Source organism: Acinetobacter haemolyticus CIP 64.3 = MTCC 9819 (assembly GCF_000369065.1).
Classification (GTDB): Bacteria; Pseudomonadota; Gammaproteobacteria; order Pseudomonadales; family Moraxellaceae; genus Acinetobacter; species Acinetobacter haemolyticus.
The window spans coordinates 15,537-29,200 of sequence record NZ_KB849799.1 but is presented as its reverse complement, the minus strand read 5'-3'; the positions used below and the strand labels follow the sequence as shown (position 1 = coordinate 29,200).

General features: G+C 39.2%; 14 protein-coding genes. 6 read left to right on the top strand and 8 right to left on the bottom strand.

Annotated elements, in window-relative coordinates; genetic code table 11:
- Positions 1-8: 8 nt before the first annotated feature.
- Genes F927_RS00165 through yaaA form a run of 3 tightly spaced genes read right to left on the bottom strand, consistent with a single transcriptional unit; the run spans position 9 to position 1,706 of the window.
- Positions 9-629, bottom strand: a complete 621-nt coding sequence (locus F927_RS00165; protein WP_005080419.1) for an HD domain-containing protein — start codon at positions 627-629, stop codon at positions 9-11.
- A gap of 9 nt (positions 630-638) precedes the next feature.
- Positions 639-902, bottom strand: coding sequence for a hypothetical protein (locus tag F927_RS00160; protein WP_004639332.1), 264 nt, complete (start codon positions 900-902; stop codon positions 639-641).
- Positions 903-923: 21 nt separating this feature from the next.
- Positions 924-1,706: a peroxide stress protein YaaA gene (gene yaaA / locus F927_RS00155; protein ID WP_005080417.1), complete on the bottom strand. Its 783-nt coding sequence runs from the start codon at positions 1,704-1,706 to the stop codon at positions 924-926.
- A 125-nt stretch (positions 1,707-1,831) separates the two neighbouring features.
- On the opposite strand from yaaA, the gene F927_RS00150 reads away from it, so the two are divergent.
- Together F927_RS00150 and F927_RS00145 are read left to right on the top strand one after the other, a co-directional pair.
- Positions 1,832-2,461, top strand: coding sequence for an alpha/beta hydrolase (locus tag F927_RS00150; protein ID WP_005080415.1), 630 nt, complete (start codon positions 1,832-1,834; stop codon positions 2,459-2,461).
- 93 nt (positions 2,462-2,554) lie between these two features.
- Entirely contained in the window at positions 2,555-3,628 is a 1,074-nt protein-coding gene (locus F927_RS00145; RefSeq protein ID WP_005080412.1) for a hypothetical protein, read from the top strand.
- A 3-nt stretch (positions 3,629-3,631) separates the two neighbouring features.
- Here the strand turns inward: F927_RS00145 and F927_RS00140 are convergent, their stop codons facing one another.
- The 5 genes from F927_RS00140 to F927_RS00120 form a co-directional block, all read right to left on the bottom strand.
- Positions 3,632-4,861: a type II toxin-antitoxin system HipA family toxin gene (locus tag F927_RS00140; RefSeq protein WP_005080411.1), complete on the bottom strand. Its 1,230-nt coding sequence runs from the start codon at positions 4,859-4,861 to the stop codon at positions 3,632-3,634.
- A complete protein-coding gene (locus tag F927_RS00135; RefSeq protein WP_005080409.1) occupies positions 4,861-5,181 on the bottom strand; it encodes a helix-turn-helix domain-containing protein in 321 nt (106 codons plus the stop codon). Before F927_RS00135 ends, F927_RS00140 begins: the two co-directional genes overlap by 1 nt.
- A 450-nt stretch (positions 5,182-5,631) precedes the next feature.
- A complete protein-coding gene (locus tag F927_RS00130; RefSeq protein WP_005080408.1) occupies positions 5,632-7,092 on the bottom strand; it encodes an aminoacyl-histidine dipeptidase in 1,461 nt (486 codons plus the stop codon).
- A gap of 103 nt (positions 7,093-7,195) precedes the next feature.
- Entirely contained in the window at positions 7,196-7,579 is a 384-nt protein-coding gene (locus tag F927_RS00125) for a hypothetical protein (protein ID WP_005080406.1), read from the bottom strand.
- 235 nt (positions 7,580-7,814) lie between these two features.
- Entirely contained in the window at positions 7,815-8,585 is a 771-nt protein-coding gene (locus tag F927_RS00120; RefSeq protein ID WP_004639345.1) for a glutathione S-transferase family protein, read from the bottom strand.
- Positions 8,586-8,943: 358 nt separating this feature from the next.
- Here F927_RS00120 and F927_RS00115 point away from each other — a divergent pair, with 358 nt between their 5' ends.
- From F927_RS00115 to F927_RS00100, 4 genes are read left to right on the top strand one after another with little or no spacing between them, the layout of a single operon-like run.
- Positions 8,944-10,155 carry an SfnB family sulfur acquisition oxidoreductase gene (locus F927_RS00115; protein WP_005080405.1) on the top strand — a complete coding sequence of 404 codons (1,212 nt, stop codon included), beginning with the start codon at positions 8,944-8,946 and terminating at the stop codon, positions 10,153-10,155.
- A 13-nt stretch (positions 10,156-10,168) separates the two neighbouring features.
- Positions 10,169-11,392 carry an SfnB family sulfur acquisition oxidoreductase gene (locus F927_RS00110; RefSeq protein WP_005080403.1) on the top strand — a complete coding sequence of 408 codons (1,224 nt, stop codon included), beginning with the start codon at positions 10,169-10,171 and terminating at the stop codon, positions 11,390-11,392.
- Complete coding sequence (locus F927_RS00105; protein ID WP_005080401.1) at positions 11,392-12,804, top strand: LLM class flavin-dependent oxidoreductase; 1,413 nt, start codon at positions 11,392-11,394, stop codon at positions 12,802-12,804. The genes F927_RS00110 and F927_RS00105 overlap by 1 nt, the downstream gene beginning before the upstream one ends.
- 24 nt (positions 12,805-12,828) lie before the next feature.
- On the top strand, positions 12,829-13,659 hold the full coding sequence (locus F927_RS00100) for a MetQ/NlpA family ABC transporter substrate-binding protein (RefSeq protein ID WP_005080399.1): 831 nt from the start codon (positions 12,829-12,831) through the stop codon (positions 13,657-13,659).
- Positions 13,660-13,664: the final 5 nt, after the last annotated feature.

The following is a 13,664-nucleotide window of genomic DNA, read 5'->3' as shown; positions in this document are numbered from 1 at the left end:
TCTCAATTCTAAATGTTTAATATTCGCTTTAAATTTTGCTTCGCCCTTTGCTCAAAATTCTGTTGAAAATATTCAGTTTGATACAGCGGTTCTGTCTGATAGAAATGTGCTAGGACTTGTTTTCTTTTAATAGAATAGATATCTGGATCTACCCAAGCAAATTCTTGCTGAATCTGCTGTTCGTATTCATCAAAACGCTCTGGTGAAGCAGCTAGAATCGCCAAATCAATATCCAGTAAAAATTGCAAATCTAGCTCATCCGTTGCTTCATGCTTTTGCGTCGCAATAATCCATCGTTTTATCTTTTGAACAATATCAACTGATAAATCTTGAGCCAAATAATATTCAAGCAGCTCAGCACTTTTCAATTCATTATCCTTTGCTTGCGGATCATAGACCACATCATGAAACCAGAGTGCTAACTCAACTGCATTCTCATCATTTAAATCTGGTCGAATCGATTCAAACAAAACCAAACATTCATACAAATGCTGAACAGTATGATAAGCCCGCTGCTTTTCACTATAGGCAGCAATTAACTTATTAAAAACTTTCTGTGGTTCAGAAAAATGATAATACTGATGCAGTTCAAACCATGATTTTTCTAATAAGGTTAAATATTGCTGCATTGCTCATCCTCATTGGATTTCTTTATTCAGCCATTTTGCCAATGATTCAGCATCTTTACGTTCTAGAAAAAGCTGATATAAGGTACAGGAACCAAACTCGTGTTTCAGTTCCTGTTGGCGCATAGGATGATTACCAAATCTGAATCGTCGAGTACCATCGCGATCTAAAGGCAATGCATATACTCCATAGCTACGAGGTTCTGTCAGGTGTCCTTTGACACAAACTTGATCAGACGATATCGCATGTTTTAATAAATATTCTTTGGTTAACATCCCACCCTGCCCAAGGCAAAACTAAGCTGCGTGCTGTTCATCTCGCTTAAAGACCAACTCTTTATTCGATGAACTTTCAGCATCAAAGTAATACCCTTCACTATCAAATGCTTTTAATTGTCCTACTTGGTTTAATTTATTTTCAATCAAGTACCTTGCCATTAGACCACGCGCTTTTTTCGCATAGAAACTAATGACTTTATATTTCCCATTCTTCTGATCCAAGAATACAGGCTTAACAATTTCTGCCTTAATTTTCTTTTCATTCACAGATTTATAATATTCGTCAGAAGCTAAATTTACCAATACTTTTGCATCAATTTCAGCTAAATCTTGGTTAATTTGATCGGTGATAATATTGCCCCAGAATTCATATAGATTATGACCACGGCTATTCTTTAATTTAGTGCCCATTTCCAAACGGTACGGCATCATCAAATCCAATGGACGTAATAAACCATAAAGACCAGACAACATACGCAAATGCTGTTGGGCGAAGTTGATATCTTGGTCTTTTAGGTGATAAGCATCTAAACCGGTGTACACATCACCTTTAAATGCAAACAAGGCTTGACGCGCATTGGAAAAATCAAAATCTGCATTCCAGTCGCGAAAACGCTCTACATTTAAATTGGCAATTTTCTCACTAACCGTCATCAAAGATGCGATTTCACTTGCAGAAAGCTTGCGACATACATCAATCAGTTGCTGTGATTGTTCTAATAAACGTGGCTGTGTATATGTATCTGTAGGCAGAGCTGTTGTGTAATCAAGTGTTTTCGCTGGAGAAATTAAAGCAAGCATAATCAATCAAAAATAAATTTAACTTGGTGAAACTATAACAGTTGATAATTTTTAATGCCAATTCGTGTTTTCATTCTTCATTATCGGTAAAATAGCGGATTCTTCCATTATCCATTGCGTATCTTATGTCTGAGCAAGTATTCATCCAAGGTCCTGTTGGTCAAATTGAAATGTTTGTAGATCAACCCCAAGGTGAAATCACAGGTTTTGCTGTTGTTTGCCACCCACATCCTTTACAAGGTGGAACACCTCATCATAAAGTCCCTGTCCTATTGGCTCAGATTTTTAATGAAATGGGATGTGTGGTTTATCGTCCTAGCTTCCGTGGTTTACAGGGTAGCGAAGGTACACATGATCAAGGTCACGGCGAAACTGATGATATTATGGCTGTGATTGAATATGCCCGTGCAAAACATGCTGGTTTAACTTTTTATGCCGGTGGCTTTAGTTTCGGTTCTCATGTATTGGCCAAATGCCAAGCACAACTCAGTGAAGACTTACGTCCAAAACAATTAGTGCTCTGCGGCTTACCAACAGGTTCTGTGGTGGGTTTACGTCATTACCAAACCCCTGCAATTGATGGTGATATTTTATTTGTTCACGGCGAGCAAGATGATATTACCCTCCTTTCAGACATGATCGCTTGGGCAAAACCGCAAAAACATCCCATCACGATTCTGCCGGGTGCCAATCATTTCTTTACAGGTTATCTAAAACAGTTGCGTCAAGTCATTAGTCGTTTTTTAAAACTGTAGACTTAACAACAAATTACTAAGAAAAATATACGTGTTTTGAACCCAATGTCTGTTATATCAGTATAGATGTACAGGCATTTAGGTTCTTTAATAATGAAATTAAATAAAAAACAGGGACTTTTTTTAAAGCAAACTATTGAGCACTGGCAACAACAAGGCACGATTACGCCTGATGTGGCCAATAAATTAAATCAGAGTTTTTCGATTCGGTCTTTTGACTGGGAACGACTCGCAAAATATTCGTTCTGGATTTCAATGATTTGCACAGTGATTGCAATAGCTGCCATCACACTTGATGATTACTTAATGAAGTTAATTGAAAAAATCTTTATCGATTCCAAAATCATTCCTTGTCTGATTTTTGCTACAGTTGCGGCGGCCTTTTATAGCTTTGCCTATCTTCGACGTAAAACCAAACCCTTACATCAATTTAGCAATGAAGCGATTATTTTCGCAGGCGTGCTTTCTACCGCAGCGTCTGTCGCCTATTTCGGTCAAGCGATTGATACTGGTAGTGGGCATTTCTCTTTGTTATTCCTACTCTCTACCATTATTTATGCCGCACTTGCCTTCTGGTTTCCTTCTAAACTGATCTGGGTGTTCTCTCTACTTTCACTCGGCTCATGGTTTGGGACAGAAACAGGCTATATGTCGGGTTGGGGTGCCTATTACCTAGGCATGAACTTTCCTTTACGCTTTGTCTTTTTTGGCGGTGCCTTGATTGGCTTAAGCCTGATATTTAAACGTTATGCGCATTTTAGAGATTTCGCCCATTCAACTTATGTCATGGGACTACTTTATCTGTTTATTGCTTTATGGATTCTCTCGATCTTTGGCAATTATGGTGACTTGGGTAGCTGGTATAACGTTAAACAATATGAGCTGTTGCATTGGGGTATTCTCTTCGCATTTATTGCCATCATAGCAATTGTCTATGGCTTAAAACATGATGATGCCACCTCACGTGGTTTTGGTATCACCTTCTTATTTATTAACCTCTACACCAAGTATTTTGAGTTCTTTTGGGTTGGTATGCATAAAGCAATCTTCTTTATCATATTGGCGGCTTCATTTTGGTGGATTGGTCGACATGCTGAAAAACTTTGGAACTTGGAGTTTTTATCTAGCCAATCGCAGCGTAAAAAAGATGATCCACAATCGAAATAACATCTAAGTTTTTAAATAACTCACGCCCATAGCAGAAATGACAATTTCTGCATCATGGGGTGCGAGTTGAGCGCGATAATACTGAATCAACTCAGCTTCCCACCCAATCATCTCATCTAAAATCATTTGTGCTTGATCGGGACTCAATAAGAACTGATTTGCCATACTTAATACATTTTCTCGCCCCATTTGAGTACCATAAATACCGATCTGCATACTCAATCCTTGGGGTTTATATTCCTGATTTGGCACAATATCGAACAATGGAGCAATTCGCCAACGACCATTTAGATACATAAAAGCATGGTTCTTAGGATGATCATCATCGTTTCCAATCAAAATATTAAAAATCATCCGCCGAAATAATTCATGTATATCCTGTTGTGACATCCCTTTTCGATACATTTCATTTGCCATAAGTGGATATGACCAGCGTTGATGATTAGTGCTATTCCATTCTGCATCCAGTAACGTTAAACCACTTAACATCGGTAAGCGTTTAAATTTTTGACTTTGTAAATCATAAATACGGTCAAAACGTTCTAACAGTAATACATCTTTCTGTTCACTCTGTTGAGAAACTTGAATAAGTTGATGTTTAGCAACAACCAATCCCTTTTTTTCAGCAAAGCTTAAACAGGCAAATTCAACTTGCGGCACATTAATCAAATCATCCCGATCTTTTGGTTTAGCGAGATACAACTTATCTTGATCAACCAAAGTAATTTTAGGTCTAGCCCCTCCTAATGAAGTCGTTTGCGCCATGGCCAACTGGATTCGTGTAATCGCCTCGCCTTTTCGCATGGCAACACTAAAATCAAGAAAATCTGATAATTTAACTAAGTGCTGGAAATTTTCTAAAGTTGCTTTTTGAGTGACTGTTTTAATCTCACCCACACACAAATTCCCAAAACGGTCTGCATTTTTTGCTTTGATCAAAAAATCTAAGTCCGACCAAGGTGTATCTTTTTCTCTTGCATAAATTCGTTTGAGAATTACTTTCCCCCACGCATCAGGCATAATATCCATGACAAAATTTGGGATACCATTATTGGTAGTGATCGTATAAGGTTCTTTTCGCCAAGGATAATGAACCTCATCTAGCACCCAAGTTGTCGGATAACTCGGCGCATAAACAAATTGCCCAACACCATTTTCAACGGTTAAACGCCCAAGGGTCACAAAGTCAGTTTGATCAGGAAGCTGAATATATAAATAGATCGTTTGTTTCATTAAAAATCATCCTCATCTATTCGTTCCAAACGAACTCGGCTTTTTTGGCTTTCTTTATTTTGTATTGCTGGAAGATTTTTTTGTAAATCAGTTAAAATATTCAAATACCATAGTGCTTTTACAACTACACCAAATTCGACTGAAAGGTCGCCTTTTTCAATACGCTTAACTGTTGATAGTGAAGTAGAAATTGCTTTAGCTAAATCACTTTGACGTAGCCGTTTCTCAAGTCTTTTTTGCTTGATCAATGTAGCCAACTGCTGGGTAAATAATTGCCCATCAAGTGGATAAAACTTATTTTTATGGTTTATTTCTGACACTTTACGTAGCTTAAAAGTTCATATATGAACTTAAATATAGCACAAAATATTTAAATTCCGCAGAATGATTATTAAAAATCACCCCAACTCAAGCCAAACCGGGCCAAATACTTTTTGACCCGGTCGCTGTCATTGGTGGTATTTCGTTGCTGGCGTGAAGCAGCAAAAGCCTTTCGCATTCAATTTATCTTACACTAGAATAGGTTTTTATTTTTAGGGGGATTACCGTGCAATTCTATTACTTCAACTAGTTTTCAAAAGTTAGATTTTCTTTTCAACAAAACTTTGGAAGTATACAAAATAGGTAACTTCGAAATAAATAGTATAGAACTAACAAAGGAGGGCGTGATATTTTCAATGCTTACGGAATCATCACAACACCTATAAATTAAATGATAAATGCCGAGCAGATGAAAGAAGCTCAATCATGAGCTTCTTTACTATGAAAATTTATTTTACAGATTCCAGAGCCGTCACCAACAACTTCCAGCATTTCTCTACAGTATCGACTTTAACCCGCTCACCCGGCGCATGTGCCCCTTGAATATCTGGGCCAAAAGACACCATCTGCAAATCTGGATAATGTTCCGCAATAATGCCGCACTCTAAGCCCGCATGAATCACTTTTAAGTTCGGTTCAATTTCAAATGCGCTCTGATAAGCCTGTTGTAAGCATTTCAATGCAGCTGAATCTGGATTTGGTGTCCAACCCGACACCAACGGCGTTAACTCAGACTGAATTTCAAAATTGGCAAAGTGCTGTTGGATATTCTGGGCAAATGTTAGTGCTTCTTGGTTCACCATAGAACGAACCATAATTAAAGTCTTCGCCTCATCTTTAGTCAATTTGACCACACCGATATTATTTGAGGTTTCAACCACATCAGTTAAAGCACTACTCCATTGCGAAATGCCGTATGGACACGTTGCCAATGCTTGTAACCATGCTTTTTGCTGTTGCAAGATAATAACTTCATTTATCTGATTAACATTTTCTTGTACGGTGATTTGTAACTGATCATCAATGCCCTGTAATTTTATTTGCCATTCTTTTTGTACAGCTGCAACGGCATTTTCTAACTCAGTTAATTGCTCTGTTTTAATTGCAATGGTTGCTACCGCTTCACGTGGGATGGCATTGCGCGCTGTTCCACCGACAAATTCAACCAGTCTGCCATTTGACTGCGATAAATATTCATTGAGGAAATTGGCTAAAATCACGTTGGCATTACCACGACCAAGATGAATATCAACACCTGAGTGACCGCCTTTTAAGCCTGACACCAACAAATCTACATAAATTAAATCACTAGGTGCTGTTTGATATTGGATAGGCTGTTGTACTTCAATATCAATACTCCCAGCACAACCAAGATAGAGTTCGCCCCATTCTTCGGTATCAATATTAAATAACCATTGCCCTGTTAAAACACCCGACTTAAGTAAACGAGCACCGCTCATTCCTGCTTCTTCATCAATAGTAAGTAATACTTCAATTGGGCCATGTGCGATATCATTTGATTCTAATACAGCAAGTGCAAGTGCTACTCCGATACCATTATCGGCACCCAACGTGGTATTTTCAGCAATCAACCAGCCATCTTTTAATACAGGTCGAATCGGATCTTTAAAAAAGTCATGTTGCGTACCACGATTTGCCTGAGTCACCATATCCAGATGCCCTTGCAAAATCACACCTGCAACTTGTTCTTTACCAGCTGTGGCAGCTTTTCGAATAATCAGATTACCAATATCATCGACATAGGTTTCTAGGTTGCGCTGTTCCGCCCAATCTTTGAGATGCTGTCGTAATTGTTGTTCATGTTTTGATGGTCGAGGAATCGTGCACAAAGTCTCAAAATGTCGCCAAACCATTTGGGGAGATAATTTAGAAAAATCGACCTGTATCATGCACCTATACTCTCAAATAAAGTGTTTAAACAAATATACACCATACACCGAAACGGTCATGATGTTAAATCACTTCATTTAAGATGGCATGTTGAAAACTAACTTAGCTTTTCCATACAAATTTAGAAAAACTATGTTCAGCTTTTAAACTATTTTCAACAGCTTGGGCCAATTGACGGATAATGCTTTGTGTTTCGATCTTTTCAAACCAAGCTAACTCTTGCTGAGGATTTGCCGTGATCTCACACAAAATATGTCCTTCCGAATCTTGTTGCGAACACAGAATAGAAAGTGGCAGCTGATGATTGTCGATACGAACTTCGATTTTTTCATGTTCATGGCGCATATGTTGGGCATCAAAACCGTATTGTTCTAATTGTTTATATAACAATGCAGCCACATATTCTTGCGTGATATAGCATTCATTAGGCGGATGATCAATTAACCCATGTTTAGGGCAATCTGCTATAAATTGCAATGTTTTCATGGTATTCCCTCTATTTTTATGTTTTTAGCTGGATCACAGCTTAAAACCGACTCGTACGGTATGAATTATTATATATACAATTGTGTTTTATTGATTAGCCGATTGTCTTACTTCTTTTATTAATTTGATAAATTTCGACCTGATTAGATATGTACATCCTCTGATCATTAATCTAATGAATTAAACCGAACATTTAATATCCAGCCTAATCATTAGATTTGAATTGTAAAATAAGTTAAAGACCGCGCCAATCCACACGGGCATTACGTTCAGTTGAGTAAATGCGTTGTACATATTGTCCAATCGGAAGATCTAACAAATAGTCATAATATTCTTTTAACTCTCCACTAAATTGATCAACGCCATCATTTTCCAACTCCCAAGGTGTTCCCTTAATCACCAACAATGGCGCAAGCATGGAACAAACGGAAATATCTGCCAATCCTAAACGATCACCCACAAGATAACGCCCTTGATTGTCAATCAAACGCTGATTTAAGTCCGTAATTAACTCTGTCATACGTACTTTGGAATGGGCGACTTTTTCTGGATTTAATTGATAATTTGAAGCCACCAAACTTTTAAGAATTGGCTTTGAAAATTTCTCAAATTGACGCAAATAACCTTGCTCTCCCATCATAATTTCAAGTGGATGGTCACTAGTGGAAAGTGCTTGTGCCAATGACCATCGACGTACATGAATACCCAATTCATTTGCAAGCGCATCTATTTCAATAGCTTGTTCACGTAATTGTTCATCACGCCGTAGTAAGGCATGCTCAGGATATGTACTGTCAAGGTACAGAGCGATTTGCGTTGAATCTGCAATCCACTGCTTATCGTCCTTCAACATCGGCAAATAGTTTTGCCCAGACTTCAAATAAGTAAACGCACGATGAAAACCCGGAATTAAATTATGTGCCACATAATCCAATTCTTTATGATCTAGCAACCAGCGAGCTTTTTCACAATAATGAGATAAAGGAAATTGGTATAAAACCCGCATAAACACTCCAAATTTATTTTTCTATTCGATCAAACATAAGCTTTTTGATACTTTAGAAGTAAAAGTGAATGATTACAATGTCGTTTTTGCTCTATCTTTTTTAAATTTTGGCTAAAAATATTTATATGTTTTTAAGGTAAAAATATTCATTTACTTCATAAAAGTATAGACATTAAGAATTAAGAAAAAGTCTTAAAGAGTTAAATATTTGCTTTACCATTAAATTCCATATTACTTTTTATGTGCTTTTTCTCAAAAAAAATGCTTAATAATTATTATGATATCTAAGTCAAAACTTCTAATTTAGTTGAAAAGTAATTTTTATGTAAAGTCCCTCTTATCTATTAGAGGTGTTTACATGTCCAGTAATCCATCAGTGATCCAAACTCCAGTACAACTGATTTTAAATGATCAGCAGACCATTAATGCTGCCTATCAAGTTGCTGACTTTGCATTAGAAGAACGAAATAAACGAGACCAAAATCGTATTTTGCCAACGGAACAAATCAATCAGTTTAGTCAAAAGGGTTTAGGCGGTATTCGTATTCCAAAACAATATGGTGGTGCTTTTGTCTCCAACAAGAGTTTGGCCCATGTGTTTCGTATTTTGAGTAAAGCCGATGCCAATGTAGGTCAAATTCCACAAAACCAATTCGGACTACTCAATTTTATAAATATCACCGGTTCAGAGACTCAAAAGCAGTTTATCTACTCTGAAATTCTGGCAGGCAAACGCATTGCCAATGGTGGGCCTGAAAAAAACTCCAAAGATACCAAAGCCATTCAAACCACGTTAACGTTGGAAAATGGACAATACTTTTTAAACGGGGAAAAATTTTACTCTACAGGAACCAGTTTTGCAGATTGGTTAGCGATTCGCGCATTACATCCAGATGACTATACCGTATTGGCGATCGTTGATCGACATGCTTCGGGCGTTGAAGTGATTAATGACTGGAATGGCTTTGGTCAACGTACTACAGCCAGTGGAACAGTAAAACTACGCAATGTTGTCGTTGATCCGGCCCTATTTTTTGATGAACGCATTATTGCCGACACCCCAAATGTACGCGGTGCTTATTCACAACTTTTACAGGTTGCAATTGATGTTGGCATCGCCGAAGCAGCTTTTGATGACACTTTATCCAGCATTCGTAAAGCACGTCCCATTATTGATGCAGGTGTAGAAAAAGCCAGTGAAGAACATTACACCTTACAAGAAGTTGGTAAGCTCAATATCCTGCTCGATGCAGCCATTTTATTGCTGGATGATGCTGCCGAATATCTAGATGAACTTGATCAAATCGCTGAGATTTCTGACGAGCAAGCCGCGCGCGCTTCTATTTTAGTAGCAGAAGCAAAGATCTATGCCAATGATGCTGCCCTGCATATCTCAGAAAAATTACTCGAACTTGGTGGAAGTCGTGCCAGCCTGAGCCAACATAATCTTGATCAGCACTGGCGCAATGCCCGTGTGCATACCCTACACGATCCTGTGCGTTGGAAATTCCATGCGATTGGTGACTATTACCTGAATGGTACCCATCCTGCCCGCCATGCCTGGATTTAAGGAGCAAATCATCATGACCTCATATCAAGAACTACAAGGTTTTGCCAAGCCCCATTTAAAAGCGGCTCATATTATCCAAAGCGATGCCGAAGCCCTAGAAATTGCGACTCAACTCAGTCAACAGTTTAAACAAGCGGCGGTTGAACGTGATACCAACCGGAACTTGCCCTTTACAGAAATCGAAAGCTATAGTCAGTCAGGTTTATGGGCGATTACTGTACCCAAACAATACGGCGGTGCAGAAGTTTCCAGCCTAACCGTAGCTAAAGTGATTGCGCTGTTTAGTGGTGCGGATGGTTCAATCGGTCAGATTCCACAAAACCATTTTTATGCATTGGAAGTATTACGCAATACTGGTACGGAAGCGCAAAAGAAACGCCTCTATCAAGAAGTATTACAAGGTGCACGTTTCGGTAATGCGCTGGCGGAATTTAAAACCCGCACTTCTGCACATAAGCAAACCACCTTAATTCCAAGCGAAAACGGTTATCTGATTCAAGGAGAAAAGTTTTATTGCACCGGTAGTCTGTTTGCACATCGTATTCCAACCTTAGTGGTGGATGAAACGGGTAATGAGTTTCTGGCTTTTGTGCAACGTGATAGTGAAGGCTTAGAACTGATTGATGACTGGTCTGGCTTTGGGCAACGTACCACAGGCAGTGGTACAGTCAAATTTAATCAGGTCTTTGTTGCCAAAGAGGATGTGATTGCTTTTGATACTGCGTTTAAGCAACTGTCTTTGGTTGGCCCATTTGCTCAAATCATGCATGCAGCGATTGAAGTCGGGATTGCTCGTGCTGCTTTTGAAGAAACACTGGAACGTGTGCGTGTCGCCCGCCCTTGGATTGACGCAAATATTGATTCCGCTACTCAAGACCCCTTAACCCTATCTGAGTTAGGTCGTGTGGCAACCGATGTCAAAGCCAGCGAACTTTTACTTAAACAAGCAGCTCGCTCTGTAGATATTGCCAAACAGGATCTCAATGCAGAGACCTTGGCCAAAGCCTCAATTGATGTCGCCAAAATACGTGCGCATAGTACTGAAACTGCATTAAAAGCCTCATCGAAATTGATTGAATTAGCCGGTAGTCGTGGCAGTCAAAGTGCTGATGGTCTTGATCGTCATTGGCGTAATGCACGTGTACATACCTTACATGATGCTGCACGCTGGAAATATTACTTCATTGGCAATTATGTGTTGAATGGCATTCTGCCTCCACGTCGGGGGACTTTGTAATGAGCCAAACGACTGCTAAAAAAATCTTGTTAAATGCCTTTGATATGAACTGTGTCGGTCATATCAATCATGGCTTATGGACGCATCCGCGTGATCAATCACATCGCTTTAATGAACTGAGTTATTGGACTGAATTGGCACAAACTTTAGAACAAGGTTTGTTTGATGGTTTATTCTTAGCGGATATTACGGGCGTTTACGATGTCTATCAAAATGGGATTGAGCTGACTTTAAAAGAATCGATTCAACTACCAAGCCATGACCCTTCCACCCTGATTTCAGCAATGGCTTTGGTCACGCAGAATTTGGGTTTTGGTGTCACGGTCAATCTCAGCTATGAACAGCCTTATCAATTTGCACGGCGATTTGCCAGTCTTGATCATTTAACCCAAGGTCGTTTGGGCTGGAATATTGTCACTGGCTATTTGGATAGTGCCGAACGCCTAATTGGGCAAAAAGGCTTAAAAGATCATGATGCACGTTATGATCAAGCCGAGGAGTTTTTACAACTTTGCTATCAATATTGGGAAGGTTCTTGGGAAAATGATGCCTTAAAGAAAGATAAACAACAGCGCGTTTTTACTGATCCGAACAAGGTCCACTCGATCAATCATCAAGGACAATATTATCAAAGCCAAGGTGTATTTCAAGTTGCGCCGTCGGTACAGCGTACCCCAACCTTATTCCAAGCAGGTGCTTCACCGAAAGGACTACAGTTTGCTACACGTCATGCGGAATGTATTTTTATTGGTGGCGATCAACCTGAAAAGATTCGTCAGCAAGTCAATAAAATAAGACTACAAGCACAGCAACAAGGTCGAGATGCAAGTGCGATTAAAATATTTGTCGGCATTACCGTCGTTGTCGCTGAAACACATGAACTTGCCCAGCAAAAACTGGCTGAATATCGTCAATATGCTAGTCCTGAAGCAGGTCTAGCGCATTATGCAAGTTCAGTCGGGATTGATCTTTCACAGTTTGCAGATGATGAAGCGATTCCTTATCAAAAGAGCAATAGCATTGCTTCCGTCAATGAGAAGTTTAAAGAACAGCGCATCAGCAAAAATGATCTGAAAGCACAGCATGTTTTGGGTGGACGTTATCCGCTCATTGTCGGCAGTGCTGCTGAAGTTGCGGAATATCTGATTGAGCTGCTCGATCAAACTGGCATTGATGGTTTTAACCTGACTCGTACGGTTGCGCCTGAGTCACATCATGACTTCATTCGACTGGTGATCCCTGAGTTACAGCAACGTGGACGTTATAAAACTGAATATGGCACAGGTTCATTACGCAATAAGCTTTTTGCCCAAGGGGACCATTTAGCTGCCAGCCATCCTGCTGATCAGTTCCGATGTAGCAAATATAAACATAGCAACGAATTGAAAATAATTGAAAACCTAAGTGCTTAACTAAATAAAGAATTGGAGAAATATATGGCTCAAACAGCCTCTAAAAAATGGCTTGGTATTGGCCTTGTCGTCGTTGTTGCGATTATTGCCTTATTGATTTGGAATAAGCAAAGACAGAACCATAGCAGTGAACTGGTGATTGGGATTAGTCCTTCTTTTGCTCATCCACTGCAAGTTGCAGCAGATGAAGCCAAACAGCAAGGTTTGAATGTCAAATTGGTCGAGTTTTCCGACTGGAATACGCCTAACATCACTTTGAATCATGGTGATATCGATGCAAACTTTTTCCAGCATCAGCCTTTTTTGGATAATGCCATTAAAGAAACTGGCTTTAAATTAAAGTCATTTGCTGCGGGTGCGGCTTCGCATGTTGGACTGTATTCAAAAAAATATAAAAGCTTTGATGAACTGCCAAATGGTGCAACTGTTGCGATTCCGAATGATCCTGTTAATCAAGGGCGTGCTTTATTGCTATTGCAACAAGCCAAGTTGATTGAACTGAAAGACAGTAACAATCACCTTTCTGCACTGAAAGACATTATCGAAAATCCGAAGAACCTGAAATTTACTGAAGTGGAAGGTCCGCAAACAGCACGTGCAATTGATGATGTTGATCTTGCTTTTGGCTATCCGCATTACTTACGTTTGGCCAAAACCGCAGATCCTGAAAGTGCCTTATTGTTTGATGACAACACCAATAAACGTTATGCGATTTTATTTGTGGTGCGTGATGATTATCAGGACAAGGACAACAAACTACAGAAATTTGTCGAGATTTATCAAAACTCAGCAAAAGTGAAAGCGGCCTTGGATAGCGATTTTGGTCCAACGCTATGGTTCTCTGGCTGGAAATAAGGAGA

Excerpts from the sequence above, each read along its gene's own strand:
- F927_RS00145 (WP_005080412.1), top strand. The coding sequence starts at position 2,555 with ATGAAATTAAATAAAAAACAGGGACTTTTTTTAAAGCAAACTATTGAG.
- F927_RS00100 (WP_005080399.1), top strand. The coding sequence starts at position 12,829 with ATGGCTCAAACAGCCTCTAAAAAATGGCTTGGTATTGGCCTTGTCGTC.
- F927_RS00105 (WP_005080401.1), top strand. The coding sequence starts at position 11,392 with ATGAGCCAAACGACTGCTAAAAAAATCTTGTTAAATGCCTTTGATATG.
- F927_RS00160 (WP_004639332.1), bottom strand. The coding sequence starts at position 902 with ATGTTAACCAAAGAATATTTATTAAAACATGCGATATCGTCTGATCAA.
- F927_RS00150 (WP_005080415.1), top strand. The coding sequence starts at position 1,832 with ATGTCTGAGCAAGTATTCATCCAAGGTCCTGTTGGTCAAATTGAAATG.
- F927_RS00140 (WP_005080411.1), bottom strand. The coding sequence starts at position 4,861 with ATGAAACAAACGATCTATTTATATATTCAGCTTCCTGATCAAACTGAC.
- yaaA (WP_005080417.1), bottom strand. The coding sequence starts at position 1,706 with ATGCTTGCTTTAATTTCTCCAGCGAAAACACTTGATTACACAACAGCT.
- F927_RS00120 (WP_004639345.1), bottom strand. The coding sequence starts at position 8,585 with ATGCGGGTTTTATACCAATTTCCTTTATCTCATTATTGTGAAAAAGCT.
- F927_RS00130 (WP_005080408.1), bottom strand. The coding sequence starts at position 7,092 with ATGATACAGGTCGATTTTTCTAAATTATCTCCCCAAATGGTTTGGCGA.
- F927_RS00115 (WP_005080405.1), top strand. The coding sequence starts at position 8,944 with ATGTCCAGTAATCCATCAGTGATCCAAACTCCAGTACAACTGATTTTA.
- F927_RS00165 (WP_005080419.1), bottom strand. The coding sequence starts at position 629 with ATGCAGCAATATTTAACCTTATTAGAAAAATCATGGTTTGAACTGCAT.
- F927_RS00110 (WP_005080403.1), top strand. The coding sequence starts at position 10,169 with ATGACCTCATATCAAGAACTACAAGGTTTTGCCAAGCCCCATTTAAAA.
- F927_RS00125 (WP_005080406.1), bottom strand. The coding sequence starts at position 7,579 with ATGAAAACATTGCAATTTATAGCAGATTGCCCTAAACATGGGTTAATT.